Below are 26,561 nucleotides of genomic sequence, written 5' to 3'. Positions count from 1 at the left end.
GTCGGAGCGGGAATTGTCAGAGCGGGAATTGTCGGAGGAAGAGAACAGTTCGGCGACGCGGGCGGCCTGAGGCGGGTGGGGCGCCGTCAGGCGTCCGGGGCGCCGACCCGCTCCGCGCCCTTGCCCGAGAGGCGGGCTCGCAGGCGGTCGCGCCAGGCCTTGAGGCGCAGACTAGCCTCGGCTCGCCAGCCTTCGAGGCGGGCCGCGAGGGGGAACAGCCGGTCGCCGCCCGGCGTCTCGACGAGGATATGGGCGAGGGCCAGGCGCTCCGTCCAGAAGGTCTCGGGCAGCGGATAATGCGGCGGCGCGCAGGAATCCGCCCGCGTCAGGGCCGGGTCGGAGACGATGGCCTGGGTCAGGCGCTGGAAGGCCAGGGCGCCGGGCGAGTGCCGGGCGACCTCGGGATCGTAGGAAATCTTCAGGCTCCAGAGCTGACCGCGCGTGGTGAAGCTGACGACGGCGGCCAGGGTGCGGGCATCCCGGCGCAGGCGGTCGATGCGGACGGCGCCGCGCGCGCCGAAGCGGGTCGCGAAGCCCCGCATCATGCGGGTCTGGATCGCGTCGCCCGCGATGGCGGTGCCGCGGGCGCCCTTCCAGCCGGCGCCCTCCAGGGCGATGTAGTCGTCGATGGCCGCCGGCAGGGCCGCCGGATCGCGGATCGTCTCGAAGGTGACGGGTCCATCCGCGCTCAGGCGATCCCAGGCCTGGCGCAGCTTGCGCTGCTTGCGGGAGGACAGGTGCCCGAGATAGGTCGCGCGCCCGTCCGCGTCCCGGACCGTCAGGTCGAGAAAGGCACGCTCGTGCGCCCAGAAGCGAGCGTGGCGCAGGGCGTGGCGGTCGAGCCAGTCCGACAGCAGCTCGGCGAAGGGGCCGGCGGTCGGCACATGGGTCAGCATCAGGCGCGGACCGACGAGGCGGCGCAGGCCGACGAGCAGCGCGTCGAGGGTGCGCGCCGGCTCGGCCCCGTCGAGGAGCGGCGCGCCGAAGATGCCGAAATCGTGCATCCAGCCCATCGTCAGCAGGAGGGGCAGGCCCCAGCGCCAACGGCTCACCTGGACCGGCCAGACGCCGAGGAGGCGCAGGCCCGGCTCCTCCGGGAGGCGGTCGCCGACCAGGGCGACCTGCAGGTCCCGGCCGAAGGCGTCGGCGGCCGGCAGCGCGAAGTCGGCATCATAGAACAGGTTGTCGATGAAGGGCCGGCGGCCGAGATCGTGCCAGGCTGTGATCCAGGGGGCGTCGGCCTGCAGGGGGCGCAGGGCGACGACGAGGCCGTCGGGCGTCGTGATGCTGCGCCCGGCGGTTCCGGTCACGAGGCGGCCCGCTTGAAGCGGCGGACCGCGAGGTCGGCGACACCGAGGATGTTGAACGCCCAGGCCGTGCCGGCCGAGACCGCGGCGAGGCAGGCGAGGCGCAGGCCGAGGGTGAGGCCCGGATCGAGGGGAAGCCGGTCGAGCCCGGCGATCGCGGCGGCGCAGGTCAGGGCCAGGCCTGCGATCACGGCGAGGTCGCGCAGGGGGACCGGCATGCGGAAGCGTTCCCGGGAACCGAGGACGAAGACCAGGCAGGCCAGGCCCTGGCCGGTCGCCATGGCGATGGCCGCGCCCTCGACGCCGTAGCGGGGAATGAGCACGGCCGAGAGGCCGCCGATCGCCACGAGGAGCGTCACCGAGGCGACCGCGTCGAGGTGGCTCTTCTGGGTGAAGTAGATGACCTGTCCGAAGTAGTACGACCGGAACATCTGCAGGATGCTGGCCGCCACCAGCAGCGGCGCCACCCGCAGGGCGGTCTCGCGGTAGTCCGGCCCGAGCAGCAGGGTCACCAGGATGCCGTCGAAGGCCAGGAAGAACACCGCGCCGAAGGCCGCGATCACCGTGAGGAGACGGATGGCATCCTCCAGCACCGGGCGGGCCGCCGCGATGCCGCCGTCGCGGGCATCCCGCTTGGCGATCGAGATCAGCGCCAGGGCGACGCTGTCGCCGAAGACCACGAAGCTCTGGCGCAGGAAGTCGGCGAAGGCGCCGTAGGCGCCGAGTTCCGAGACGCCGATGCTGGCGCCGATGACGAGGCGGTCGGCGGTCTGCGCCAGGGCGGCGGCCCCGAAGGACAGAACGAGGGGCCAGCCATAGGCGAGGAGGCCGCGCGCCTCGGCCCAGCTGCCGCCGCCCCGCAGCAGGCCGCGGATGACGTGGAGCGTGGGCAGGGCCGCGACGACGTTGGCGCCCGCGGTGGCCAACAGCAGCGGTATCGCACCGCCGCCGAGGAGGAGGGCGGTGCTGCCGAGAGCCAGGACCAGGCTGGCGCGCAGCACCACCGACAGGGCGACCGCGCCGACCTCCAGCCGCGTCCGTGCGATTTCGGCGGCTCCCTCGAAGGCCATCATGCCGAAGACGGCGATGAAGATGGCGAACGCCGCCAGCGGCTCGAGGAGCCCGAGGGCGGCCGCGCCGGCCGCGATCAACGCCGCCAGGGCCACCATGGCGCCGAGGAGGCGCACCACGGTTCCGACCTGCAGGATCGCCCGGTCCTCGGCGTAGAGAGCGAAGAACGAGAATTTCGGCCACTGGCAGGTGGCGCTGTAGAGCACCAGCGCCCAGGACAGGATGAGCAGGTAGAGCCCGAACACGTCCGTGGGCGCGAGCCGGGTGAACACCGCGAGGGCGCCCATGTTCAGGCCGGCGGCGACGCCCCGCGAGCCGACATAGGTGAAGGTGTGGCGCGCGATCATCCCGACTCGTGAAGCGCCGGGCGGCCCGGCTCCCGGCACGACGTAACACGCCAGTGTCGCCGCGGCGTCAATCCATTCGCGAAGCCCCCTCCGCGTCTCGGCGACGACGACCCGCGCTGCGCGCATGCCCCGACCGCAGCCCCCGACCGCAGCCCCGACCGCAGCCATTGACTTCGCAGGCGCGAAAGCGCATATCGCAGGTGCAGCGTCAGCGGCCGTCATGGTTCCGCTTGAGAGGGCTGCGTGACGGATTGCCGGATCGCTTCTGCGGGCCCCGCGCGACCTGAGCCCCTCTCTTCAACGTGCATGCACCCGGACTGCCCCGGCACGCGGGCGGCTCCAGCTCAACGGACCGACCAACTTCTCGACGATTTCCCTCGCCACGAGGGCGTCCGGCGCGGTCCCGCTGCCTGAAAGTTATTCCTTGACCCAGTTCACCGATTTCGGCCTCGCCCAGCCCGTGCTGCGCGCCCTGGAAGAGGCCGGCTACAAGAGCCCGACCCCGATCCAGGCCCAGGCCATCGCCCCCGCCATGCAGGGCCGCGACCTCTGCGGCATCGCCCAGACGGGCACCGGCAAGACGGCGGCCTTCGCGCTGCCGATCCTGCATCGCCTCGCCGAGAACCCGCGCCGGCCGATCCGCCGCGGCTGCCGCGTGCTGGTGCTCTCGCCCACCCGCGAGCTCGCCAACCAGATCGCCGAGAGCTTCTCGGATTACGGAAAACACCTGTCCTTCACCAACACGGTGGTGTTCGGCGGCGTCACCATCTCCCGCCAGGAGAAGGCGCTGGCCAACGGCGTCGACATCCTGGTCGCGACCCCCGGCCGCCTGATGGACCTCATCGAGCGCCGCTCGCTGACCCTCGAGGCCGTCGAGATCCTCGTCCTCGACGAGGCCGACCAGATGCTCGACCTCGGCTTCATCCATGCCCTGAAGCGCATCGTGAAGATGCTGCCCCGTGAGCGCCAGAGCCTGTTCTTCTCGGCCACCATGCCGAAGAACATCGCCAGCCTCGCCGACCAGTATCTGCGCGATCCCGTCCAGGTCGCCGTGACCCCGGTGGCCACCACCGCCGAGCGCGTGACGCAGGAGGTCATCTTCGCCCATACCGGCGCGAAGCAGGCCCTCCTGAACCACATCCTGCGCGATCCGGCGATCGAGCGCGTCCTCGTCTTCACCCGGACCAAGCACGGCGCCGACCGCGTCGTCCGCGGCCTGGAGAAGGTCTCGATCAACGCCTCGGCCATCCACGGCAACAAGTCCCAGCCGCAGCGCGAGCGGGCGCTGGCCGCCTTCAAGGACGGCTCCTGCCGCGTGCTCGTCGCCACCGACATCGCCGCCCGCGGCATCGACGTCGAGGCCGTGAGCCACGTCATCAACTACGACCTGCCGAACGTGCCGGAGAGCTACGTCCACCGCATCGGCCGCACCGCGCGCGCCGGCGCGAACGGGCTCGCGATCTCGTTCTGCAACGACGAGGAGAAGGCCTACCTGCGGGACATCGAGCGCACCACGCGCCAGAAGATCCCCGTGGCGGGCTTCCCCGAGGGCTTCAGCCCGCCCTCCCGCCAGGAGGCGGCGGACAACGCCCAGGCCGAGGAGCGCCGTCCGGCGCCGAACGGCCAGCGGCCCGGCCAGCGCCAGGGCCAGCGTCCGAGCAGCCGCCCCGGCGGCCGTCCCGGCCAGGGCCGCGGCTTCGAGGGTCGCGGCAGTGAGAATCGCGGCTCCGGTCGCCCGAGCCGTCCCGACGGCGCCGCCCGTCCCCAGGAAGGTCGCGGCGACCGCCGTCCCGCCGGCGGCCAGGGCGAGATCCGCGCCGAGCCCCGCAGCGAGCAGCGTTCCCGCGGCCCGCGTCCGCAGGGCAGCGGCGAGGGTCGCGCCATCGGCTGGCTCGATCGCGGCCCGCGCTCCTGATCCCAGCCGCTTCCGCTGAATGTCGCGCCGTCCCGGGTTCCCGGGGCGGCGTTTTCGTGTCCGGCTCCCCGCGACGGCGCCGGGGCATTGCCAAGCCGGCGCGCGGGGCCATCTCAAGGCGGTGCGGACGGCTGGTCCGGCAGCTTCGGAGGCGAGGGCGATGCGGTTTGAACTCTTCCGGGATTCCGCCGGCGGCTGGCGCTGGCGCCTCCGGTCCCAGAACGGAAACGTCGTCGCCGATTCCGCCGAGGCCTATGTCCGCCGCGAGGATTGCGAGCACGGCATCGCCCTCGTGAAGGGCAGCGCCACGGCGCCGACCGTCGACATGACCCTGAAGATCGCCTGACACGGCGGGGCAGGGCTTCGTTGACCATGCGCGCAACCTTGGCCGTGATCGGGGAAACGCTTTCGGCCCTCGCGCGTTTGCTGCATCCGGGCCTCGCGACGAGGGATACCGGTGTGTCGAGACTCGACAGAATTCAGGGAGTTGAGAACGTGCTGAGGAAACTCGTGCTGGCCGCGCTGCTGGCCCTAGGCTTCGCCGCCACGGCGCCGCAGGGCGCTTCGGCCGCCCCCATCGGCCCCGCCCTTGCCCTTCAGAGCGAGGCTGCTCCGGCCGCCGTGCAGACGGTCCAATACTATGGCTACCGCCGCCGCTACTATGGCCCGCGTCGGTTCTACGGCCCGCGCCCCTTCTACGGCCGCCGCTACTATGGTCCGCGCCGGTTCTACGGTCCGCGCCCCTTCTACGGCCGCCGCTATTACGGCCCGCGTCGGTTCTACTACTGAGATCTCGGCGGCGTCCGTCCACGGACGCGCCATCGCTCCCGGCCCGGTCCTCGTCGCGACGAGGGCCGGGCCGTTCGCGTTCATGGCACTAAATTTCTGTCGGATGGCTGGGAAGCCCTGGCACCATGCGATAAGTTGCAAGGAGCGAGACGGCCGGCGCCAGATCGGTCCGCTTCGGAGGACACGTCATGAAGGCTCTTGCAGCCCGCCACGCGCCGCCGCCCGCGCTTTGGGAATCGATTCCCCTCGAGGTCTTCCTGTCCGCCTTCGCGGTGATCCTCGCCGGCGCCCTCAGCTATGTGGGCGTGATGCCCTGACGACGCGGCGATACCTCGGCAACGCGCCCGGTATCGTCCTAATGTGGAATCGATGGGGGACGGAACGTGAGCGGGATCATGGCGGAGACGGACGAGGCACGGCGCCCGAGCGGCGAACTGACGGTGCGCACCATCGCGATGCCGGCCGACACCAACGCCAACGGCGACATCTTCGGCGGCTGGGTGATGTCGCAGATGGACCAGGCCGGGGGAATCGCGGCGGTCGAACGCTCGCAGGGGCGGGCGGTCACCGTCGCGGTCGATGCCATGACCTTCATCCGTCCGGTCCGCGTCGGCGACGTGCTCTGCGTCTACACCCGGATCGACAAGGTCGGACGCAGTTCGATGAAGATCGAGGTCGAGGCCTGGGCGAGGCGCTTCCGCACCCAGTTGCGCGAGCAGGTGACCGAGGCGACCTTCACCTTCGTGGCGATCGACGACGAGGGACGACCCCGCGCCATCGCGCCGCTCTGAGCGTCCCGGCGCCCGGCGGGGCCGGGATCGCTCAGGCGTTGGGGGCCGCCACCTTCTGGCGCAGGCCTGTGATGACCGCCTTGAGGATGTCCGCATCGGCGTCCGGGCGGGCCAGGCAGCGGACGGATTCGATCCGCTCGTGCACGAAGGACAGCTTGGCGATCACCGCCGGGGTCAGCTTGAACGGGAACAGGGCCGGCTGGCCCATGCTGCGGCTGAGCGAGTTCACCGCGTAGGTGAGCGGGAGCCACGCCTCCACGATCCGGCTGAAGTCGGTCGTCCGGTAGGGGTCGAAATCGATCACCACGGGTTCCGCCGGGCCGTGGCGCAGGCGTGGGCGGACATGCATCTCGAAGGTGCTGGCGGTCTCCAGCGTGTCGACGATGTGGAGGTACTGCGCCCAGGTCTCCGCGAAATCCTCCCAGGGATGGGCGGTGGCGTAGGCGCTGACGAAGCTCTCCTCCCAGTCGGGCGGCGCGCCCTGCGCATAATGGCGCTGCAGGGCGCCCGAGTAGTTCAGCCGCTCGTCACCGAACAGGGACCGGAAGGTCCACAGGCTCTGGTCGAAGCGCACCAGAACGTTCCAGAAGTAATGCCCGATCTCATGGCGGAAGTGGCCGAGCAGCGTGCGGTAGTACTCGCCGAACAGCATTCTCCGCCGCTCGCGCTCGACGTCGTCGGCCTCGGCGATGTTCAGGGTGATCAGGCCGCTGCGGTGGCCCGTGAGCACGGGCGGGCCGATCTGGTAGCTCTCGGACGGATCGACCAGGAAGTCGAAGGCGAGGCCCGTGGCGGGGTTCTCGTGCCGGGTCATCAAGGGCAGGTCGAGGCGCAGCAAGGAATAGAACAGCCGATGCTTGGCCCCTTCGATCTGGCGCCAGCGGGTCAGGTTCCAGGCGATCGACAGGTCGGGCACCACGCGGTTGTGCCGACAGGTGACGCAGTAGCGGTCCGCCGAATCCTCGGGCACCAGCCAGTTGCAGGCGTCATGCGCGGCATTGGCGCAGAATCGGTACTTGCGCCCCGGGTCGGCATAGGCGTGCCAAAGGCCGCCCACCGGCTCGACGGCCGACATCTCGTGAAGGTCGCAGACATAGCCCAGCCGGCGCTCGCAGCTCTCGCAATGGGTGCTCTCGAAGCTGATCGGCTGGTCGCAGGCCTGGCACTGGAAGATCTTCATGGAGCCGTCGCGGGACGCCTTTCCTGTCTGTCGGCCGTGCGTCGCATGCCGTCCATGACGAAACCGTCATAGCCTATCCGCACGGGATAAGGTGGCAAAGCACGGGACGCCGACGAAGTTCCGGGCGCGGAACCGCGGTCGGGCGGGGGACGGGCGCCCGCATCGCCCACATCGGAGGCCCGACATCCGGGACGGAGCACGAAACTTGCAGGTCCGGACCCGTCGTTCAGGTTCTGGTTGCCTTCGGGCGCGAGGACGGACGGCACCGGGCGGACGGCCTTCCGGGCCGCCGCGCGCAAGGGCATCGCTTGCGGGTCTCCGTTGGCGTATGTCTCTGGTGAAGCTTTCTCCGGGACACCGCAGGGTGGTGCCCCGTCCCTCCGCCGCCGACGCGTGCGAAACCGCGCGCCCGGCGCCCTGTCCACCTACAGCGGGAGCCCCCGTGTCGATCAAAGCCGCCCTGCACCACGTCACGCACTACACCTACGACCGGCCGATCACGCTCGGTCCGCAGGTGATCCGTCTGCGTCCCGCCCCGCATACCCGCACCGCTGTGCCGGCCTACTCGCTGAAGATCCTGCCCGAGAACCACTTCATCAACTGGCAGCAGGATCCGAACGGCAACTGGCTCGCCCGGCTGGTGTTTCCCGAGAAGACCACCGAGTTGAAGATCGAGGTCGACCTCACCGCAGACATGTCGGTGATCAATCCGTTCGACTTCTTCGTCGAGGACTATGCCCAGGCGCGCGGCTTCGCCTACGCGGACGATCTCACGGCCGAGCTGAAGCCCTACCTCGTCCTCGACGACGCCATGGCGCCGGAGGTGGATGCGTTCCTGGAGCGGCTGCCGGCCGAGCAGAACACCGTGCTGTTCCTCGTGGCGCTCAACGCCCAGGTGGCCGGTGAGATCGCCTACGGCGTGCGCATGGAACCCGGCGTCCAGACCGCGGCCGAGACCCTGACCCTCAAGAGCGGGTCCTGCCGCGATTCGGCCTGGCTCATGGTGCAGATCCTGCGCCGTCTCGGCATGGCCGCCCGCTTCGTCTCCGGCTACCTGATCCAGCTCATTCCCGACACCACCGCCGTCGACGGACCGGCCGGAACCACCACCGACTTCACCGACCTGCACGCCTGGGCCGAGGTCTATCTGCCGGGCGCCGGCTGGATCGGCCTCGACGCCACCTCCGGCCTCCTCTGCGGCGAGGGCCACATTCCCCTGGCGGCGACGCCGCACTACGCCTCCGCGGCGCCGATCTCGGGCCTCGCCGAGCCGGCGGAAGTGGAGTTCGGCTTCGAGATGACGGTGACCCGCGTGGCGGAGGCGCCGCGTATCACCAAGCCGTTCTCCGAGGAGGTCTGGGCCGCGATGGACGCCCTCGGCGACCGCATCGACGCCGACCTCGCCGAGCAGGACGTCCGCCTGACCATGGGCGGCGAGCCGACCTTCGTGTCCATCGACGACTTCGAATCGCCCGAGTGGAACGCCGCTGCCGTCGGACCGACGAAGCGCGGCCTCGCCGACAAGCTGATCCGACGCCTGCGGGACCGCTTCGCCCCCGGCGGCATGCTGCATTACGGCCAGGGCAAGTGGTACCCGGGCGAGAGCCTGCCGCGCTGGGCCTTCGCCCTGTACTGGCGCCGGGACGGCGTGCCGGTCTGGAAGGACGCGGACCTCATCGCCGCCGAGGACGGTCCGCGCGATGCGACCATCCACAAGGCCAAGGACCTGATCGACGCCGTCGCCCAGCGCATCGGCCTCGGGGCCTACGTGTTCCCGGCCTTCGAGGACCCGGTCTTCTGGACCGAGAAGCGCGACGAGCTGCCCGTCAACGTCACGACGTCCGAGCCGCGCTACCCCAACCCGGAGGCGAATGCGCGGATGGCGCGGGTGTTCGCCCGCGGGCTCGGCGAGGCTGCGGGCTATGCGCTGCCGCTGGCGAGCCTGCCGGTCGGCAAGGACGGCGATTCCGATCGGCTCTGGATCTCGGAGCCCTGGGCGTTCCGACGCGGCCACGCCTTCCTGACGCCCGGGGACTCGCCGGTGGGCTACCGCCTGCCGCTGTCGTCGCTGCCCTTCGTGCCCCCGGAGCACTACCCCTACTACCAGCCGCAGGACACCCTTGAGGAGCGCGACGCGCTGCCCGAGGACCATCCCGGCACCAAGACCGTCAACGGCTCGGGCGTGACCGGCGTCGCCGTGCGCACCGCCTTCGCGGTGGAGCCGCGCGACGGCATCCTCCATGTCTTCATGCCGCCGCTGCAGCGGGTGGACGAGTATCTCGAACTTCTCGGCTACCTCGAGGAAGCGGCCACCGCGCTGAAGCAGACGCTGCATATCGAGGGCTACGAGCCGCCCTTCGACCCGCGCCTCAACGTCATCAAGGTCACGCCCGATCCCGGCGTGATCGAGGTCAACGTGCATCCCGCCCCGACCTGGCGCGACGCGGTCCGCATCACATCCGACCTCTACGAGGATGCCCGGCAGATCCGCCTCGGCGCGCAGAAGTTCATGACCGACGGCCGCCATACCGGGACCGGCGGCGGCAACCACGTGGTGCTCGGCGGCGCGACCCCCAACGATTCGCCCTTCCTGCGCCGGCCCGACCTCCTCAAGAGCCTGGTGCTCTACTGGCAGCGCCACCCGGCGATGTCCTACCTCTTCTCGGGCCTCTATATCGGCCCGACGAGCCAGGCCCCGCGCATGGACGAGGCGCGCCACGACGGGCTCTACGAGCTCGAGATTGCGATGGCGCAGGTGCCCAGGCCCGACGAGCCCAACATCCCGCGCTGGCTCGTGGACCGCATCTTCCGCAACATCCTCGTGGACGTGACGGGCAACACCCACCGCTCCGAGATCTGCATCGACAAGCTCTACTCGCCGGACGGCCCCACCGGCCGCCTCGGGCTGCTGGAGTTCCGCTCGTTCGAGATGCCGCCGGACCCGCGCATGAGCCTCGCGCAGCAACTGCTCCTGCGCGCCATCGTCGCCTGGCTCTGGCGCGAGCCGCAGGAGGGCGGCTGTGTCCGCTGGGGCACGGGCCTGCACGATCGGTTCATGCTGCCCCACTTCCTGTGGGCCGACTTCCTCGGGGTGCTGGAAGACCTTCGGGCGGCCGGCTACGACTTCGACCCGGCGGCCTTCGTGGCGCAGCGCGAGTTCCGCTTCCCGGTCTTCGGGACTGTGGAGCAGGGCGGCGTGAAGCTGGAGCTCCGCCAGGCCCTCGAACCCTGGCACGTGCTGGGCGAGGAGGGCGCCATCGGGGGAACCGTGCGGTACGTGGATTCGTCGGTGGAGCGGCTGCAGGTGAAGGTCGAGGGCTACGTCCCCGGCCGGCACATCATCACCTGCAACGGGCGACGCCTGCCCATGACCGGCACCGGAACCTCGGGCGAGGCGGTGGCGGGCCTGCGCTTCAAGGCGTGGCAGCCCGCCTCCTCGCTGCACCCGACGATTCCCGCCCACTCGCCGCTGACCATCGACATCCTCGATGCCTGGAGCGGCCGGTCGCTGGGCGGGTGCCGCTACCATGTCAGCCATCCGGGCGGGCGCAACTACGAGACCTTCCCGGTCAATACCTACGAGGCGGAGGGGCGTCGCCTCGCCCGCTTCCAGGCCCATGGCCACACCCCGGGTCGGATCGCGATGCCGCCCGAGGAGACCAACCGCGAGTTCCCGATGACGCTCGACCTGCGCACCCCAGCACCCCCGGGCTTCACGCCCCAATGAGCGATGCGGCCGCGGCGGACGTTCAGGGACGGGCCGAGCGCCTCGCGCGCTGGACCTCCGCATACCGGCCGCAGCGGGGGGTGCCCGACGAGCTGATGGACGCGGACGGCCGGACCAAGGGGGCCTGGCCCCGCTTCCTCGACCAGCTCGGCGGGATGGACGAGGTCGAGATCGGCGCCCGCTTCGTCTCGGCGGTGCGCCGGATCCGCGACACCGGGATCTCCTACCGGATCTACGGCGACAAGCGCGAGCATGCCTGGCCCCTCGGGTCTCTGCCGCTCGTCCTCGAACAGGCGGATTGGGAGACCCTGAGCGCCGGCATCGTCGAGCGCGCCGAACTGATGGAGACGATCCTCGCCGACCTCTACGGCGCGGGCCGCCTCGTGGCCGAGGGGCTGCTGCCGGCCGCCGTCGTGGCGGGCAGCCCGGAATTCATGCGCCCTCTCGTGGGCGTCACGCCGCCCGGCGGACGCTTCCTCAAGCTCTACGCCGCCGACGTCACCCGCGGGCCCGACGGACGCTGGCGGGTCCTGGCCGACCGGACGCAGTCGCCCTCGGGGCCGGGCTACGCCCTCGAGAACCGCCTCGTCCTCACGCGTGCCTTTCCGGATCTCCACGCCGACCTTCAGGTCGAGCGCCTGGCCGCGTTCTTCCAGGCGTTTCGGGACGGCCTCGCGGTCGGCGCCCAGCGCAGCGACCCGCGCATCTGCCTGCTGACGTCGGGGGTCTTCAGCTCAACCTATGTCGAGCAGGCCGCGCTCGCCCGCTACCTCGGCCTGCTCCTGGTGGAGGGCGACGACCTCGTGATGCAGGACGGCGCCCTGCACATCCGCACGGTGTCCGGCCTCAAGCGGGCCGACGTGCTCTGGCGCCGCATCGATTCCGACTACATCGACCCCCTCGAACTGAACCCGGCCTCCCGCCTCGGTGTCCCCGGCCTCGTGGAGGCCCTGCGCAACGGCAGCCTCGTCGTCGGCAACATGCCCGGCTCGGGAATCCTCGAATCGGGCGCGCTCGCCGCCTACCTGCCCGGGATCGCCCGGCGCTTCCTCGGACGCGACCTCCGGCTCGCCGGCCCGAAGACCTGGTGGTGCGGCGATCCGGAGGCCCTGTCGGAGATCCGCCACAGCCTCGACGGCCTGAGCCTGCGCCCGGTGGCGACGCCACCGAAGGGCGCGGTGCGCGACGCCATCCTGGCTCCCCACGCCCTCGATGCCGAGCGCGACCGCCTGCGCGCCGCCCTGCGCGACCGCCCCTTCGACTACGTCGCCCAGGAAGCGATGCCGCTCGCCACCATGCCGGCCTGGGACCGGACCGGCGGCACCCTGCGCCTCGTGCCGCGTCCCTTCGTTCTTCGGGTCTTCGCGGCGGCCACACCCCAGGGCTGGCGGGTGATGCCGGGAGGCTTCTGCCGCATCTCGGAGCGGCCCGACGTCGAGCCCCTGGAGATGCGCGCGGGCATCAAGTCGGCCGATGTCTGGATCCTGTCGCGCGATCCCGTCGAGGCGGTCTCGCTGATCCAGACCGGGCCGGCGCGGGTGCGTCGCATCGCCGGGCATCTGCCCTCGCGGGCGGCCGACAACCTGTTCTGGTTCGGGCGCTACGTGGAGCGGGCCGAGGCGGTGATCCGCCTCGTGGTCGCGCATCTCGGCAGCGTCGGCTCCGCGGTGATCGCCGACATGGCGGGCGACGCCAAGGCCCCCACTGCCCTGCGCATCCGCGCGCTCCTCGACGAGTGGGGCGCCATCGAGGCCCCCGACCTGCCCACCGCCGCCCTGGCCCAGCAGGCCCTCGGCGGCCACGACGCCTACGGATCGGCCCTGCGCCACAGCCTTTCGGCGCGGATCAACGCCGCGACCCTGCGCGAACGCCTCTCGGGCGAGGCGTGGCGCGCGCTCGCCGACCTGAAGGAGGTCCTGGAGATCGATGCCGGGCAGGCGTTGCCGGAAGCGCAGCTGCTCGGCCTCGCCGAGCGCGCGCTCAGCCACATCGCGGCCCTGTCGGGTCTCGCCCAGGAGAACATGAACCGCACGGCCGGCTGGCACTTCGTCGACCTCGGCCGGCGGATCGAGCGCGCGATCAACACGCTGACCTTCGCGACGCGCTTCGCCGGCGACGGCGCCAGTGCGGAGGACCTCGGGGTGATGCTGTCCCTGTGCGATTCGCACGTCTCGTTCGGCGCGCGCTACCTTCAGGGGGTGGCCCTCGATCCGGTGCGCGACATGGTGCTCCTCGATCCGTTCAATCCGCGTTCGGTGGCCTTCCAGTTGGAGGCGGTCACGCGGCATCTCGGCCAGCTCCCGGTGCTGCGTGCCGACGGACTGCCCGAGCCGCACCAGCGCATCGCCGCCAAGCTTTCGGCAGAATTCGCCGTCGGCGAAGCGGCGGAATTCGACGGGGCCGTCCTGGCGCGCCTGGAAAACGAGGTCGAGGGCCTCGCCGACGCCATCGCGACCCGCTATTTCCCGAACGGGCCGCACGCCCTGCGTCCGGAAAAGCTCGTGGGGCTCGCGTGATCTATACGCTGCGCCACCTCACCACCTATCGCTACGCCCGCCCCGTGCGCTTCGCCCGCTGCGCCCTGCGCCTGCATCCGCGGGACGGCGAGGGTCAGACGGTGCTGGAAAGTGGCCTCACGATCTCGCCCGATCCGCGCACCCGCATCGTCCGACGCGACTATTTCGGCCTCGACGCCACCGTGGTGACGATCGACACGCCCCATACCGAATTGCGGGTGGAAGCCCTGTCGCGCGTGCGCGTCGAGCGCGACCCGCTGCCGGCGCCGGAATCGGGTCTCCCCTGGGAGCAGGTGCGCGACGAGGCCGTGAACGGACGCGGGCTCGGACCGGACTGGCCGGTGCATTTCCAGTTCCCGAGTTTGCGCGTACCGCTGGTGCCGGAGGTGACGGACTATGCCCGGGCGAGCTTTCCGCCGGGCCGCAGCGCCTATGGCGGCGCCTTCGACCTGATGCAGCGCATCCGCTCGGACTTCACATTCGATTCGAAGGCGACCACGGTGCACACGCCGCTCGCCGAGGCCTTCGCCCTCCGGGCCGGGGTCTGCCAGGACTTCACCCACATCATGATCGCCGCCCTGCGGGGGCTGGGGATGCCGGCCGCCTATGTCAGCGGCTACCTGCGGACGATCCCGCCCGCCGGACGCCCGCGCCTGCGCGGCGCGGATGCGAGCCATGCCTGGGTCTCGGTCTGGTGCGGCGAGCGCTGGATCGGCCTCGATCCGACCAACGGGATCGGCATGTGCGACGACCACATCGTGGTGGCGCGCGGGCGCGACTACACCGACGTCTCGCCCATCGACGGCATGGTCTCGGCCTCAGGCCCGCAGAAGCTCAAGGTCGAGGTCGACGTGGTGCCGGACGGCGAGCCGATGCCCGAACACGCCGCAGCGCCCCAGACGGCCTCCGCCTGACCGGAGCGCGCTCGCCGTAGCGCTGCGTCAGCCGGACCGGGCCGTGAACAGCCGGAACGCCTCCAGGGTCTCGGCACTGACGTGGTGCTCGATGCCCTCGGCGTCGCGGCGGGCGATCTCGGGGCTGACCCCGAGGGCGCAGAGGAACTGCTCGACGATGCGGTGGCGCTCGCGACTCTGCACGGCCAGGGCCTGCCCGGCCTCGGTCAGGAACACGCCACGGTAAGGCCGTTGCTGCACCAGCCCGTCCTCGGCCAGGCGCTTGAGCATCTTGGCCACCGTGGGCTGAGCCACCCCGAGACGGGCCGCGATGTCCACCTGGCGCGCCTCGCCGCCATCGCCGATCAGGTCGGCGATGAGCTCGACGTAGTCCTCGACGAGTTCGAGCCGGCGCGCCTCGCGGGCCTGCCGGAAACTCTCCACATGGACGTCGGGATCGACCAGGGAGGTGTCGGGCGCGGAGGACGTCGAATCCTGCATGTGGCCGGCCAACTCCCCCGAACGATGGCGCCCCGAACAGGAGCCCGAGCCGGTTTGTACCGAAGCTGCGCCCCGGATGGGAGCCCCCGGGGCGCGAAAGCGGACTCAGCCACGCAGGTGAGCCACGAAATCCCGTGTGAACCGCGGCAGATCGGCGAGCGAACGCAGGCAGATCGTCAGATCGCGCAGCGCCCAGGCATCCTCCAGCGGAACGATGGCGAGCGGCATGGTGCGGGCCGCCCGGGCCGCGGTGGTCTCGGGCACGATGCCGAGGCCGACGTCGCAGGCCACCAGCCGGCAGATCGCATCGAAGCTGCGCAGCTGCACCCGCAGCCGCATCGGCGGCCGGCCCGTGCGCGCGGCCTTGTCGGCGAGAAACCGGGTCAGCGCGCTGGTGCGGTCGAGGCCGACCAGCGGGTGCTCGATCACCTCCGCGAAGGCCACCGACTCCCGCACCGCCAGGGCGTGCCCGGTCGCCGCCACCATCACGAAGCGGTCCTGCCGGAAGGGATAGGTCTCCAGGGCGCCGGTATCGACGGTGCCGGCGACGATGCCGAGATCGGCCGAGCCCTCGGCCACCAACCCGACGATCTCGTCCGAGGTCCGCTCCTCGATGTCGACGCTCACGCCGGTCTGGCGGGCGAGGAACGCGCTCAGCACCTCGGGCAGAAACTCGGTGAGCGCATTGGTGTTCGAGACGAGCCGGATCTGCCCCACCGTGCCGCCCGAGAAGGCGGCGAGATCCTCCTGCATCCGGTCGATCCGGTCGAGGAGCCCGCGCGCATGGGCCAGGAGCGACCGCCCGGCCGGGGTCGGCACCACACCCTGGCGCCCGCGCGTCAGCAGCGCCGCCCCGAGGGTCTCCTCCATGGCGCGGATGCGCACGGAGGCGGCGGCCAGGGCAAGGTTGGCGCGCGCGGCGCCGTGCGTGATCGATCCCGCCTCCACCACGTGCCGGAACAGCGAGAGATCGACGAGGTCGAAGCGCATCATCGGCGCGAATCCTTCCGCACGGTCGCCTCGCCCCACGCCGTCAGCACTTTCTTAACCCTGTGCGCGCATCGTGCCGGCATGGTGGTTCGTCGTCGCGTCCGTGCTGTCCTGATGCCCCTCGGCCTCTACGCCGTGTCGGGCCTCGTCGTGGGCTTCTTCGTGCATCAGGCCGAGAGCGGCAACCGCGGGCTCGAGGCCAAGCGCGCCCTCAAGGTCCAGGCCCGGGCGCTCAACCAGGACCTCGCCGCCGCCAAGGCCGACCGAGCGATCTGGGAGCATCGGGTCGCCCTGCTGCGCAGCGATCAGATCGACAGAGATCTTCTGGAGGAACGGGCCCGCGTCATGCTCGGCCGCGTCCATGCCAACGACGTGGTGATCATCGATCCCTGAGGCGATCCGAAGGCGAAAACCCTTCGTCCACGCAAGCGCTTCGCACCTGACAACTTGCCCGTTCTGTCGGGTCGGCGGCCTCGCTTTCCCCTGAGGCGTGCCCTAGAACCCCGGGTGAACAGATGTTCCCGGGGAGTTGCCGATGGATGCCGCGAAGGATGCAGGCCAAGCCGCTTCCGACACTAGCCGGGCAGGGGCGAAGCGATCCGGCGGCGGCAAGTCCGCAGGGGCGGCCGAAATCCACGCGCCGGCCCCGAACGCGCCTCAGTTCACCCGGGAGGACGACCTCCACGCCTACCACGAGATGCTGCTGATCCGGCGCTTCGAGGAGAAGGCCGGGCAGCTCTACGGAATGGGCCTGATCGGCGGATTCTGCCACCTCTACATCGGCCAGGAGGCCGTCGTCATCGGCATGCAGATGGCGTCGGTCGACGGCGACCAGGTCATCACCGGGTACCGCGACCACGGCCACATGCTGGCCTGCGGCATGGACCCCAAGGGCGTGATGGCCGAGCTCACCGGACGGCGCGGCGGCTACAGCCGCGGCAAGGGCGGCTCGATGCACATGTTCTCCCGCGAGAAGCAGTTCTTCGGCGGCCACGGCATCGTCGGCGCCCAGGTGTCGCTGGGCACCGGCCTCGCCTTCGCCGATGCCTACAGGAAGAACGGAAACGTCAGCCTAACCTACATGGGCGACGGCGCGGCCAATCAGGGCCAGGTCTACGAGAGCTTCAACATGGCGCAGCTGTGGAAGTTGCCCGTGGTCTACGTGATCGAGAACAACCGCTACGCCATGGGCACCTCGGTGGCCCGGGCCTCGGCCCAGACCGACTTCTCGAAGCGCGGCATCTCCTTCGGAATCCCCGGCGAGCAGGTGGACGGCATGGATGTCCGCACCGTGCGCGAGGCCGCGACCCGGGCGATCGCCCATGCCCGCTCGGGCGAGGGTCCCTACATCCTCGAGATGCAGACCTACCGCTACCGCGGCCACTCGATGTCCGACCCGGCCAAGTACCGGACCAAGGACGAGGTCTCGAAGATGCGCGAGGAGCACGACCCGATCGAGATGGTGCGCAAGCGCCTGATCGAGATGCACGGCGTGCCCGAGGCCGAGCTCAAGGCCACCGACGCCAAGGTACGCGAGACCGTGAACGAATCCGCCGAGTTCGCCACGCACGATCCCGAGCCGGATCCGGCCGAGCTGTGGACCGACATCCTGCTGGAAGCCCGCGCCTGAACCCCTCTTGAGCCGGAGACGGGGGCCGCGCGCCGCGCCCGCGGCCGCGTCCCCGCCTTCGACGGGCCGACCGCCTCATCCTCGATCGACGAGTATTCCATGGCGACCGACATCCTGATGCCCGCTCTCTCCCCGACCATGGAGGAGGGCAAGCTCTCGAAGTGGCTGAAGAAGGCGGGTGATCCGGTCAAATCCGGCGACGTGCTGGCCGAGATCGAGACCGACAAGGCGACGATGGAGGTCGAGGCCATCGACGAGGGCGTGCTCGCCAAGATCCTCGTCGAGGAGGGCACCGAGGGCGTGAAGGTCAACACGCCCATCGCCATCATCGCCGCCGAGGGCGAGGACGTCTCGGCGGCCGCCGCCGGCAGCGGCGCGCCGAAGGCCGACGCCTCCGCGCAGCCGGCTCCGGCCCCCGACATGCAGGCCGAGAACCAGGCCGAGAAACCGGCCCCGAACGCCAAGTCCGGCGACGACGCGCCGAAGGCTCCGGCGGCCCCCGCCACCATCACCAGCAAGGCGCCCGCGCCCGTGATGGAGGAGTTCCCGGAGGGCACCGAGATGGTCTCGACCACGGTGCGCGAGGCCCTGCGCGACGCCATGGCGGAGGAGATGCGCCGGAGCGAGGACGTCTTCGTGATGGGCGAGGAGGTCGCCGAGTATCAGGGCGCCTACAAGATCACGCAGGGGCTGCTGCAGGAATTCGGCGCCCGCCGGGTGGTCGATACCCCGATCACCGAGCACGGCTTCGCCGGCATCGGCGTCGGCGCCGCCTTCACGGGCCTGCGCCCCATCGTCGAGTTCATGACCTTCAACTTCGCCATGCAGGCGATCGACCACATCATCAACTCGGCCGCCAAGACCCTGTACATGTCCGGCGGCCAGCTCGGCTGCCCTATCGTGTTCCGCGGCCCCAACGGCGCGGCCGCCCGCGTCGGCGCGCAGCACAGCCACGACTACTCGGCCTGGTACTCCAACGTCCCCGGCCTCAAGGTCATCGCGCCCTACACCGCCTCCGACGCCAAGGGCCTCCTGAAGGCCGCGATCCGCGACCCGAACCCGATCATCTTCCTCGAGAACGAGATCCTGTACGGCCAGACCTTCCCGGTCCCGAAGCTCGACGACTTCGTGCTGCCCATCGGCAAGGCGCGGATCCATCGCCCGGGCAAGGACGTGACGATCGTGTCCTTCTCCATCGGCATGACCTACGCCCTGAAGGCGGCACAGGCGCTCGCGGAAGAGGGCATCGAGGCGGAGGTGATCGACCTGCGCACCCTGCGTCCGATGGACACCGACACGGTGGTCGAATCGGTGAAGAAGACCGGCCGCTGCGTCACTGTCGAGGAGGGTTTCCCGCAATCGGGTATCGGCGCCGAGATCTCGGCCCGCTTGATGGTCGATGCCTTCGACTACCTCGACGCCCCCGTCCTGCGCGTCACCGGCAAGGACGTGCCGATGCCCTACGCCGCCAATCTGGAGAAGCTGGCCCTGCCCAACGTCGCCGAGGTGATCGAGGCGGTGAAGGCGGTCTGCTACCGCTGAGGGCCGCACGCGTTGACCTCCTACTCGCCCCGTGCCGGGGAGAGACCGGAGACGAGATGATGACCGACACATTCGAAGAACTCTCCGCCCCGCCGGATGCCATCGAGAACGGTGGCATCGAGGTGCTGCGCGCCAGCGTGGTCGACGGCGCCGTGAGCATCGCTCTGCGCCGCTCCTTCGACGATCCGGCCACCTGGGGCCGCCTGCTGGCGGACTTGGCCCGCCAGGCGGCACGGGTCTACGCGCTGGAGACCGAGATCTCCGAGGACGAAGCCTTCGCGCGCATCAGCGCCGGCTTCGAGGCCGAGAGCCTCGACCCGGACGCACCGATTCTGAACTGACCGCCGCTCCCCCGACACCGCCCGCTGACGATCAGGATTTCCCCCATGCCGATCAACGTCCTGATGCCCGCCCTCTCGCCCACGATGGAGAAGGGCAACCTCGCCAAGTGGTTGAAGAAGGAGGGGGACGCGGTGAAATCCGGTGATGTGCTCGCCGAGATCGAGACCGACAAGGCGACGATGGAAGTCGAGGCCATCGACGAAGGCGTGCTCGCCAAGATCCTGGTGGCCGAGGGCACCGCCGACGTGCCGGTGAACGACCTCATCGCCATCATCGCGGCGGACGGCGAGGATCCGGCCAGTGTGCAGGTCCCCGGCGGCGCCGAGGCGCCGAAGGCGGAAGCCAAGGCCGAGGCTCCGAGCCAGAACGCCACCCCCGGTGGCGGGACGATGTCCTATGCCCGGGTCGACGAGGCGCCGGACGGCGCCAAGCCCGCCGGTGACCTGGGTGCGCCCGCGCCCGCGGCCGAGGGTGAGCGCGTCTTCGCCTCGCCGCTGGCCCGCCGCATCGCCAAGCAGGAGGGTGTCGACCTCGCCGCCGTGACGGGCTCCGGCCCTCGCGGCCGGGTGATCGAGCGCGATATCCGCGCGGCGCTCGCCGCCGGCACGGGCAAGGCGGCCCCGGCCGCCGCGCCGGAGCCCGCCGAGGCGCCGAAGGCGGCCCCCGCACAGGCAGCGCCCGCCAAGGCGGCGGCCCCCGCTGGCCTGACCACGGATCAGGTCCGCGGCTTCTACGCGAAGGACAGCTTCGAGGAGGTGCCCCTCGACGGCATGCGCAAGACCATCGCCAAGCGCCTCACCGAAGCGATGCAGGTCGCCCCGCACTTCTACCTCACGGTGGATTGCGAACTCGACGCGCTCATGTCCCTTCGCGAGCAGCTCAACAAGAGTGCCGGCACGACCAAGGACGGCAAGCCGCTGTTCAAGCTTTCGGTGAACGACTTCGTCATCAAGGCGATGGGCCTCGCCCTGATGCGGGTGCCGACCGCCAACGCCGTCTGGGCCGAGGACCGGATCCTGCGCTTCAACAACGCCGAGGTCGGCGTCGCGGTGGCCATCGACGGCGGCCTGTACACCCCGGTGATCCGCCGGGCCGACCAGAAGACGCTCTCCACCATCTCCAACGAGATGAAGGACTTCGCCGCCCGCGCGCGGGCCAAGAAGCTGAAGCCCGAGGAGTACCAGGGCGGCGTAACCTCGGTCTCGAACCTCGGCATGTTCGGCATCAAGCACTTCACGGCGGTGATCAACCCGCCGCAATCCTCGATTCTGGCGGTGGGCGCGGGCGAGAAGCGCATCGTGGTCCGCGACGGCGCCCCGGCTGTCGCCCAGGTGATGACCGCGACCCTCTCCTGCGATCACCGGGTGCTCGACGGGGCGCTCGGCGCCGAGCTGATTTCGGCGTTCAAGGCGCTGATCGAGAACCCGATGGGGATGCTGGTGTGACCGGAGCCCACTAACCCGTCCTCGAGCCGGCAATCACCCACCCCGGCCCCTTCCCATGGGGGAGAGGGGAGCAGGAGCCTTCACATGGCCGACACCTATGACATCCTCATCATCGGCGCCGGCCCGGGCGGCTACGTGGCGGCGATCCGGGCGGCGCAGCTCGGCTTCAAGACAGCGGTGGTGGACCGCGAGCATCTCGGCGGCATCTGCCTGAACTGGGGCTGCATCCCCACCAAGGCGCTGCTCCGCTCGGCCGAGATCTATCACTACATGCAGCACGCCTCCGATTACGGCCTGTCGGCGAAAGAGGTCGGGTTCGACACGGCCGCCATCGTCAAGCGCTCGCGCGGGGTCTCGACCCGGCTCAACGGCGGCGTCGGCATGCTCCTGAAGAAGAACAAGGTCGACGTGATCTGGGGGGAGGCCACGGTCACGGCCGCGGCCAAGGGCAACCAGCCGGGTCAGGTCACGGTGAAGGAGAGCACCCGCGCGCCGGCTCCGAAGGGCGCCCTGGCGGCGGGCTCGTATTCCGCCAAGCACATCATCGTCGCCACCGGCGCGCGGCCCCGCGCGATCCCGGGCATCGAGCCCGACAGACGGCAGATCTGGACCTACTACGAGGCCATGGTGCCGGAGACGATGCCCAAGAGCCTGCTCGTCATGGGCTCGGGCGCCATCGGCATCGAGTTCGCCTCGTTCTACCGCACCATGGGCGCCGAGGTGACGGTGATCGAGCTCCTGCCGCAGATCCTGCCCGTCGAGGATGCCGAGATCGCGGGGCTCGCCCGCAAGCGCTTCGAGAAGCAGGGCATCAAGATCCTCACCGGCGCCAAGGTGACGAAGGTGGAGAAATCCGCCGCGGCCGTCACGGCGACGATCGAGACCGGGGACGGCAAGTCCCAGCAGCTGAGTGCCGAGAAGCTGATCTCGGCGGTGGGCGTCGTCGGCAACATCGAGGGCATCGGCCTCGAGTCGCTCGGCGTCGCCATCGAACGCGGGACCGTGGTCACGGACGGCCTCGGCCGCACCAACGTGCCGGGGATCTATGCCATCGGCGACGTCGCCGGCCCGCCCATGCTCGCCCACAAGGCCGAGCACGAGGGCGTGCTCTGCGTGGAGACGATCAAGGGCCTGCACACCCACGCCATGGACAAGGCCAGGATCCCCGGCTGCACCTATTGCCAGCCGCAGATCGCCTCCGTGGGCCTGACCGAAGCCAAGGCCAAGGAGCAGGGCTTCGCCGTGAAGGTCGGCCGCTTCCCCTTCGCGGGCAACGGCAAGGCCATCGCGCTCGGCGAGCCGGACGGCCTCGTGAAGACCGTCTTCGACGCCAAGACCGGCCAGTTGCTCGGCGCCCACATGGTCGGCGCCGAAGTCACCGAGCTGATCCAGGGCTACGTCGTGGCCATGAACCTGGAGACCACCGAGGAAGACCTGATGCACACGGTCTTCCCGCACCCGACGCTGAGCGAGATGATGCACGAGAGCGTGCTGGATGCGTATGGACGCGTGATCCACACCTGATCCGGTGTCGTCCCCGATGCGACGTACACCGCTCCGCTTGAAACCCGCGCCGCTCGGGACATCTGAGCGCCGCCCGACCACGGGTCGAGCACCGTAGAGAGGAACACGCGGGATGGATGGACACGTCTACGGCGCCCTGGGTCAGCCCGGCGTCGGCCTGATCATGGCGATCGTGATCGGGGCGCTGGCGGGATGGCTCGCCGAGCGGTTCACGGCGGCGAACATGGGCCTCATCGCCAACATCGTGATGGGCATCCTCGGGGGCCTGCTCGGCAACTACCTCGCCCAGAAGCTGCACATCCCGGTCTTCGGGTTCTGGCGCAATCTGCTCTCGGCGACGGTCGGGGCCGTCATCATCATCACGATCTATCGGGCGATTGCCGGGCGCCGGTACTGATCCGCAGGGCGCCTGACGAACCCGGGACCCTGTCGCGCCATCCCGTCGCGGCGGGTTTGCGGTCGGGGGCGTCACGGCTTAAGTCGGAGGATACGCCGGCCTGTCGCGGGCGAATCCCGTGGATTGTCATGGCCGTCGTCCTCGACCTGCTTCGCAACGATCAGCGCCCGCGCCACCCCGAAAAGGCGCACCGGCCCGACAAGCCGATCCAGCGCAAGCCCGACTGGATCCGCGTGAAGGCACCCGGATCGAAGGGCTGGGAGGACACCCGCAAGATCGTCCACGAGCACGGCCTCGTCACGGTCTGCGAGGAGGCCGGCTGCCCCAATATCGGCGAGTGCTGGGAGAAGAAGCACGCCACCTTCATGATCATGGGCGACACCTGCACGCGGGCCTGCGCCTTCTGCAACGTGCGCACCGGCCTGCCGGAGGGTCTTGATCCGTCGGAGCCGGACAAGGTCGCGGATTCGGTGGCCAAGCTCGGCCTGCACCACGTGGTCATCACCTCGGTGGACCGGGACGACCTCGCCGACGGCGGCGCCGAGCACTTCGCCCGCACCATCCGGGCGATCCGGGCGCGCAGCCCCGCCACCACCATCGAGGTGCTGACCCCCGACTTCCTGCGCAAATCCGGCGCCCTCGAGGTCGTGGTCGCGGCCCGTCCCGACGTATTCAACCACAACATGGAGACCGTGCCGGGCAATTACCTCACGGTCCGCCCCGGTGCGCGCTACTTCCACTCCGTGCGCCTGCTCCAGCGCGTGAAGGAACTCGATCCGACCGTCTTCACCAAGTCCGGCATCATGGTCGGCCTCGGCGAAGAGCGGAACGAGGTCGTGCAGCTCATGGACGACCTGCGTTCGGCCGATGTCGACTTCCTCACCATCGGCCAGTACCTGCAGCCGACGAAGAAGCACCACGAGGTGGTGCGCTTCGTGCCGCCGGACGAATTCAAGGGTCTGGAGACCACCGCCTACACCAAGGGCTTCCTCCTCGTCTCGGCGACGCCCCTGACCCGCTCCTCCCACCACGCCGGTGAGGATTTCGCAAAGCTGAAGGCGGCTCGTCTCGCCCGAATCGCCAACGCTTAGAGTCTCGATGCCCTCATTTCGGATCACACGCGCGGTGCGGCACTCACCGCGCCAGATGTACGACCTCGTGGCCGACGTGGAGCGCTACCCGGACTTCCTGCCTCTCTGCGAATCCCTGCGCGTGCTGCGGCGCCAGCCGGGGGCGGACGACACGGAGGTGCTCGTGGCCGAGATGGGGGTCGGGTACAAGGCGATCCGCGAGCGCTTCACCACCCGCGTCACCCTCGATCCGCAGACCCTGCGCATCGTCGCCGAGTACATCGACGGTCCGTTCCGCCACCTCGAGAACCGCTGGGGCTTCAAGGAGGCCGAGGGCGGCGGCTGCACGGTCGACTTCTTCATCACCTACGAGTTCAAGAGCCGGACGCTCGGGATGCTCATGGGCACGATGTTCGACCGCGCCTTCCGCAAGTTCACCGACGCCTTCGAGGCGCGGGCGAACCGGGTCTACGGCGCGGCCTGAGGGGCGGGGCGCGCAACCTGCGCGACCTCCTTTCCGACACGGGGCGCGTGACGGGGCGGGCCGCTCTGCTCCGGGCTCCGGATTTCGAACCATCTGCCCTCTCGGAGTCGGGGCGCGTCCCTCTCCCCGCAAGGGGAACGAGAGCCGCGCCGAGCTCGAACGCCGTTGCGGCGATGGATCGCGAACGGGTCACTCATGGCGCGACCGCTTCCGACCACATCTCCGCGCCTCACGCCTCGACCACCCCGCCGGCCTGGCGCTCGAACAGGGCGCGGTAACGCCCCTCCGGCCGGGCGACCAGGTCCGCGTGGGTGCCGTCCTCGACGATGCGGCCAGCGTCGAAGACGAGGATCCGGTCGAGGGCCCGCACGGTGGAGAGCCGGTGCGCGATGAGGATGGCGGTACGCCCGCGCATCAGCCGCTCCATCGCCTCCTGGATCAGCGCCTCCGATTCCGAGTCGAGGCTGGAGGTGGCCTCGTCGAGGATCAGGAGGGGCGCGTCGGCCAGGAAGGCGCGGGCGAGCGCCACCCGCTGGCGCTCGCCGCCCGAGAGCTTGACGCCGCGCTCGCCCACCAGGGTGGCGTAGCCCCCGGGCAGGCGGGCGATGAAGTCGTGCGCGTTGGCGAGGCGGGCGGCATGCGCGATCTCCTCCGCCGTGGCGCCGGGCCGAGCATAGGCGATGTTCTCGGCCAGCGAGCGGTGGAACAGCACCGGCTCCTGCGGAACGATGGCGATGTGCGCGCGCAGGGATGCCTGCGTCACCCCGGCGACGTCCTGCCCGTCGATACGGACGCAGCCGCCGGTCACGTCGTAGAGGCGCTGCACCAGCTTGACGAAGGTCGTCTTGCCGGAGCCCGACCGGCCGACGAGCCCGACCCGCTGCCCGGCCGGGATATGCACCGACAGATCACGGTAGAGCGGCGTCGCGTGCCCGGCATAGTGGAAGGTGACGCGGTCGAACCGCAGGTCGCCGCCTTGCGCGACGAGCGCCGTCGCGCCCGGCCGATCCGCGACCCCGTAGGGCTCGGCCTCGAGGGCGACGAGTTCCTCCATCTCGTTCACCCCCCGCTGCACCCGGTTGATATGACCGCCGATGTCCCGCAGGTAGCCATGCACCACGAAGTAGGTGGTGAGCACGTAGGCTACGTCGCCGGGGGTCGCCGCCCCCGTCCACCAGAGCCAGAGCACCGTGCCGACGATGGCGGTGCGCAGCGCGAGGAGCAGCGCGAACTGCGCCGTGATGCTCCAGGTGATCCGCATCCAGGTCCGGTGCGTCCGCCGGTTCCACTTGCCCAGCAGGCGGGCAAGGCGCGCATCCTCGCGGGCTTCGGCGCCGAAGGCCTTCACGACGGCGTTCGCGCCGACGGCGTCGCTGAGTGCGCCGCCGAGGCGCGAATCCCAGACGTTGGAGAGTTGCGCCGCAGGGGCGATGACCCGGGTGGCGAGCATCACGACGATGCCGAGGTAAATCAGCGAGCCGAGACCGACCACCAGCCCCATCACGGGCCATTGCAGGCCGAGCAGGATCATGGTGCCGAGCAGCACCGTGAAGGCCGGCAGCAGTTCCAGCAGCAGCGTGTCGTTCAACCCTTCGAGCGCCCACATCCCGCGCGAGACCTTGCGCACGGTGGAGCCCGAGAAGCTGTTGCCATGCCAGTCCGTGGAAAGGCGCTGGACGCGGTGGAAGCCCGCCTGCGCCACGGCCTGCATGGTCGAGAGGGTCAGCGGCACCACCAGAGCCCAGGCGACGTGGCGCAGCCCCAGGGTGACGAGCCCGAGGCCGCCCATCGCCGCGAACGCCATCAGCGCATCCCACCGGGCCATGCCGCGGTCGGCGGCCGAGAGCGCGTCGACCAGCCGTCCGGCGAACAGGGGCAGGAACACGTCGGCCAGGGTCGAGCCGACGATCGCCGCCACGACGCCGGCGAGCAGCGAAAGGCGGGTCCGCCATTGGCGAACGAGGAACGCGAGGACGGCCCGATAGGCCTCCGCGCCGTGCAGACGGTCGAGAATCATGGGGCGATCACGGCGCGAAACGAGCACCGGCTCCGAGAGCGGCAGCCGCGCGCGGTCTGCCGGTGGGATGGACGAGATACGGA

The 26,561-nt window shown here is 70.4% G+C and carries 23 protein-coding genes; 17 read left to right on the top strand and 6 right to left on the bottom strand.

Annotation, left to right across the window (positions count from 1 at the left end):
* Positions 1-86: 86 nt before the first annotated feature.
* Both ACLBWX_RS02975 and ACLBWX_RS02970 read right to left on the bottom strand, forming a co-directional pair.
* Positions 87-1,310, bottom strand: a complete 1,224-nt coding sequence (locus ACLBWX_RS02975) for a GNAT family N-acetyltransferase (RefSeq protein WP_447675601.1) — start codon at positions 1,308-1,310, stop codon at positions 87-89.
* Positions 1,307-2,725 carry a lipopolysaccharide biosynthesis protein gene (locus ACLBWX_RS02970; RefSeq protein WP_447675600.1) on the bottom strand — a complete coding sequence of 473 codons (1,419 nt, stop codon included), beginning with the start codon at positions 2,723-2,725 and terminating at the stop codon, positions 1,307-1,309. Before ACLBWX_RS02970 ends, ACLBWX_RS02975 begins: the two co-directional genes overlap by 4 nt.
* Before the next feature lie 424 nt (positions 2,726-3,149).
* On the opposite strand from ACLBWX_RS02970, the gene ACLBWX_RS02965 reads away from it, so the two are divergent.
* From ACLBWX_RS02965 to ACLBWX_RS02945, 5 genes are all read left to right on the top strand, one after another.
* Complete coding sequence (locus ACLBWX_RS02965; RefSeq protein WP_447675599.1) at positions 3,150-4,640, top strand: DEAD/DEAH box helicase; 1,491 nt, start codon at positions 3,150-3,152, stop codon at positions 4,638-4,640.
* Between the two features lie 160 nt (positions 4,641-4,800).
* The gene (locus ACLBWX_RS02960) at positions 4,801-4,986 is read left to right on the top strand and encodes a YegP family protein (RefSeq protein WP_447675598.1); all 186 of its coding nucleotides are present in this window, start codon (positions 4,801-4,803) and stop codon (positions 4,984-4,986) included.
* 149 nt (positions 4,987-5,135) lie between these two features.
* Positions 5,136-5,429, top strand: a complete 294-nt coding sequence (locus tag ACLBWX_RS02955) for a hypothetical protein (protein WP_447675597.1) — start codon at positions 5,136-5,138, stop codon at positions 5,427-5,429.
* Positions 5,430-5,617: 188 nt separating this feature from the next.
* Positions 5,618-5,746: a hypothetical protein gene (locus tag ACLBWX_RS02950; RefSeq protein WP_447675596.1), complete on the top strand. Its 129-nt coding sequence runs from the start codon at positions 5,618-5,620 to the stop codon at positions 5,744-5,746.
* 78 nt (positions 5,747-5,824) lie between these two features.
* A complete protein-coding gene (locus ACLBWX_RS02945) occupies positions 5,825-6,220 on the top strand; it encodes an acyl-CoA thioesterase (protein WP_447675595.1) in 396 nt (131 codons plus the stop codon).
* A gap of 31 nt (positions 6,221-6,251) precedes the next feature.
* Here the strand turns inward: ACLBWX_RS02945 and ACLBWX_RS02940 are convergent, their stop codons facing one another.
* The gene (locus ACLBWX_RS02940; protein WP_447675594.1) at positions 6,252-7,400 is read right to left on the bottom strand and encodes a zinc-binding metallopeptidase family protein; all 1,149 of its coding nucleotides are present in this window, start codon (positions 7,398-7,400) and stop codon (positions 6,252-6,254) included.
* A 442-nt stretch (positions 7,401-7,842) separates the two neighbouring features.
* On the opposite strand from ACLBWX_RS02940, the gene ACLBWX_RS02935 reads away from it, so the two are divergent.
* The 3 genes from ACLBWX_RS02935 to ACLBWX_RS02925 are packed head-to-tail and all read left to right on the top strand — an operon-like array spanning position 7,843 to position 14,557.
* Positions 7,843-11,127, top strand: a complete 3,285-nt coding sequence (locus tag ACLBWX_RS02935) for a transglutaminase family protein (protein WP_447675593.1) — start codon at positions 7,843-7,845, stop codon at positions 11,125-11,127.
* Positions 11,124-13,643, top strand: a complete 2,520-nt coding sequence (locus ACLBWX_RS02930; protein ID WP_447675592.1) for a circularly permuted type 2 ATP-grasp protein — start codon at positions 11,124-11,126, stop codon at positions 13,641-13,643. The genes ACLBWX_RS02935 and ACLBWX_RS02930 overlap by 4 nt, the downstream gene beginning before the upstream one ends.
* Positions 13,640-14,557, top strand: a complete 918-nt coding sequence (locus ACLBWX_RS02925; RefSeq protein WP_447675591.1) for a transglutaminase family protein — start codon at positions 13,640-13,642, stop codon at positions 14,555-14,557. Before ACLBWX_RS02930 ends, ACLBWX_RS02925 begins: the two co-directional genes overlap by 4 nt.
* A gap of 27 nt (positions 14,558-14,584) precedes the next feature.
* On the opposite strand, the gene mntR is transcribed toward ACLBWX_RS02925, so the two are convergent.
* Both mntR and ACLBWX_RS02915 read right to left on the bottom strand, forming a co-directional pair.
* Positions 14,585-15,037 carry a manganese-binding transcriptional regulator MntR gene (gene mntR, locus ACLBWX_RS02920; protein ID WP_447675590.1) on the bottom strand — a complete coding sequence of 151 codons (453 nt, stop codon included), beginning with the start codon at positions 15,035-15,037 and terminating at the stop codon, positions 14,585-14,587.
* Positions 15,038-15,142: 105 nt separating this feature from the next.
* A complete protein-coding gene (locus ACLBWX_RS02915) occupies positions 15,143-16,030 on the bottom strand; it encodes a LysR substrate-binding domain-containing protein (protein ID WP_447675589.1) in 888 nt (295 codons plus the stop codon).
* Between the two features lie 78 nt (positions 16,031-16,108).
* Between ACLBWX_RS02915 and ACLBWX_RS02910 the strand changes: the two genes are divergently transcribed.
* The 9 genes from ACLBWX_RS02910 to ACLBWX_RS02870 all read left to right on the top strand — a co-directional run bounded on the left by ACLBWX_RS02910 (position 16,109) and on the right by ACLBWX_RS02870 (position 24,461).
* Positions 16,109-16,420 (top strand): FtsB family cell division protein, encoded by a 312-nt coding sequence (locus ACLBWX_RS02910; protein ID WP_056474790.1) that lies wholly within the window; start codon positions 16,109-16,111, stop codon positions 16,418-16,420.
* A gap of 142 nt (positions 16,421-16,562) precedes the next feature.
* On the top strand, positions 16,563-17,657 hold the full coding sequence (gene pdhA, locus ACLBWX_RS02905) for a pyruvate dehydrogenase (acetyl-transferring) E1 component subunit alpha (protein ID WP_447675588.1): 1,095 nt from the start codon (positions 16,563-16,565) through the stop codon (positions 17,655-17,657).
* Between the two features lie 99 nt (positions 17,658-17,756).
* Positions 17,757-19,199 (top strand): pyruvate dehydrogenase complex E1 component subunit beta, encoded by a 1,443-nt coding sequence (locus ACLBWX_RS02900; RefSeq protein ID WP_447675587.1) that lies wholly within the window; start codon positions 17,757-17,759, stop codon positions 19,197-19,199.
* A 59-nt stretch (positions 19,200-19,258) separates the two neighbouring features.
* Positions 19,259-19,540 (top strand): DUF5076 domain-containing protein, encoded by a 282-nt coding sequence (locus ACLBWX_RS02895; protein ID WP_447675769.1) that lies wholly within the window; start codon positions 19,259-19,261, stop codon positions 19,538-19,540.
* 45 nt (positions 19,541-19,585) lie between these two features.
* A complete protein-coding gene (locus tag ACLBWX_RS02890) occupies positions 19,586-20,986 on the top strand; it encodes a pyruvate dehydrogenase complex dihydrolipoamide acetyltransferase (RefSeq protein ID WP_447675586.1) in 1,401 nt (466 codons plus the stop codon).
* An 84-nt stretch (positions 20,987-21,070) separates the two neighbouring features.
* On the top strand, positions 21,071-22,510 hold the full coding sequence (lpdA, locus tag ACLBWX_RS02885; protein ID WP_447675585.1) for a dihydrolipoyl dehydrogenase: 1,440 nt from the start codon (positions 21,071-21,073) through the stop codon (positions 22,508-22,510).
* Positions 22,511-22,622: 112 nt separating this feature from the next.
* Entirely contained in the window at positions 22,623-22,907 is a 285-nt protein-coding gene (locus ACLBWX_RS02880; protein WP_447675584.1) for a GlsB/YeaQ/YmgE family stress response membrane protein, read from the top strand.
* Positions 22,908-23,035: 128 nt separating this feature from the next.
* Positions 23,036-23,998 carry a lipoyl synthase gene (gene lipA, locus ACLBWX_RS02875; RefSeq protein WP_447675583.1) on the top strand — a complete coding sequence of 321 codons (963 nt, stop codon included), beginning with the start codon at positions 23,036-23,038 and terminating at the stop codon, positions 23,996-23,998.
* Between the two features lie 7 nt (positions 23,999-24,005).
* Positions 24,006-24,461 carry a type II toxin-antitoxin system RatA family toxin gene (locus tag ACLBWX_RS02870; RefSeq protein ID WP_447675582.1) on the top strand — a complete coding sequence of 152 codons (456 nt, stop codon included), beginning with the start codon at positions 24,006-24,008 and terminating at the stop codon, positions 24,459-24,461.
* Positions 24,462-24,690: 229 nt separating this feature from the next.
* Here ACLBWX_RS02870 and ACLBWX_RS02865 read toward each other — a convergent pair whose 3' ends face one another.
* Complete coding sequence (locus ACLBWX_RS02865) at positions 24,691-26,478, bottom strand: ABC transporter ATP-binding protein (protein ID WP_447675581.1); 1,788 nt, start codon at positions 26,476-26,478, stop codon at positions 24,691-24,693.
* Positions 26,479-26,561 lie beyond the last annotated feature (83 nt).

It is taken from the genome of Methylobacterium sp. M6A4_1b (assembly GCF_053345175.1).
The sequence above is the reverse complement of the archived record's forward strand: the minus strand, read 5'-3'. Positions and strand labels throughout refer to the sequence as shown.

Excerpts from the sequence above, each read along its gene's own strand:
- ACLBWX_RS02970 (WP_447675600.1), bottom strand. The coding sequence starts at position 2,725 with ATGATCGCGCGCCACACCTTCACCTATGTCGGCTCGCGGGGCGTCGCC.
- ACLBWX_RS02960 (WP_447675598.1), top strand. The coding sequence starts at position 4,801 with ATGCGGTTTGAACTCTTCCGGGATTCCGCCGGCGGCTGGCGCTGGCGC.
- ACLBWX_RS02950 (WP_447675596.1), top strand. The coding sequence starts at position 5,618 with ATGAAGGCTCTTGCAGCCCGCCACGCGCCGCCGCCCGCGCTTTGGGAA.
- ACLBWX_RS02945 (WP_447675595.1), top strand. The coding sequence starts at position 5,825 with ATGGCGGAGACGGACGAGGCACGGCGCCCGAGCGGCGAACTGACGGTG.
- ACLBWX_RS02940 (WP_447675594.1), bottom strand. The coding sequence starts at position 7,400 with ATGAAGATCTTCCAGTGCCAGGCCTGCGACCAGCCGATCAGCTTCGAG.
- ACLBWX_RS02930 (WP_447675592.1), top strand. The coding sequence starts at position 11,124 with ATGAGCGATGCGGCCGCGGCGGACGTTCAGGGACGGGCCGAGCGCCTC.
- mntR (WP_447675590.1), bottom strand. The coding sequence starts at position 15,037 with ATGCAGGATTCGACGTCCTCCGCGCCCGACACCTCCCTGGTCGATCCC.
- ACLBWX_RS02915 (WP_447675589.1), bottom strand. The coding sequence starts at position 16,030 with ATGATGCGCTTCGACCTCGTCGATCTCTCGCTGTTCCGGCACGTGGTG.
- ACLBWX_RS02910 (WP_056474790.1), top strand. The coding sequence starts at position 16,109 with ATGGTGGTTCGTCGTCGCGTCCGTGCTGTCCTGATGCCCCTCGGCCTC.
- pdhA (WP_447675588.1), top strand. The coding sequence starts at position 16,563 with ATGGATGCCGCGAAGGATGCAGGCCAAGCCGCTTCCGACACTAGCCGG.
- ACLBWX_RS02900 (WP_447675587.1), top strand. The coding sequence starts at position 17,757 with ATGGCGACCGACATCCTGATGCCCGCTCTCTCCCCGACCATGGAGGAG.
- ACLBWX_RS02895 (WP_447675769.1), top strand. The coding sequence starts at position 19,259 with ATGACCGACACATTCGAAGAACTCTCCGCCCCGCCGGATGCCATCGAG.
- ACLBWX_RS02890 (WP_447675586.1), top strand. The coding sequence starts at position 19,586 with ATGCCGATCAACGTCCTGATGCCCGCCCTCTCGCCCACGATGGAGAAG.
- lpdA (WP_447675585.1), top strand. The coding sequence starts at position 21,071 with ATGGCCGACACCTATGACATCCTCATCATCGGCGCCGGCCCGGGCGGC.
- ACLBWX_RS02880 (WP_447675584.1), top strand. The coding sequence starts at position 22,623 with ATGGATGGACACGTCTACGGCGCCCTGGGTCAGCCCGGCGTCGGCCTG.
- lipA (WP_447675583.1), top strand. The coding sequence starts at position 23,036 with ATGGCCGTCGTCCTCGACCTGCTTCGCAACGATCAGCGCCCGCGCCAC.
- ACLBWX_RS02870 (WP_447675582.1), top strand. The coding sequence starts at position 24,006 with ATGCCCTCATTTCGGATCACACGCGCGGTGCGGCACTCACCGCGCCAG.
- ACLBWX_RS02865 (WP_447675581.1), bottom strand. The coding sequence starts at position 26,478 with ATGATTCTCGACCGTCTGCACGGCGCGGAGGCCTATCGGGCCGTCCTC.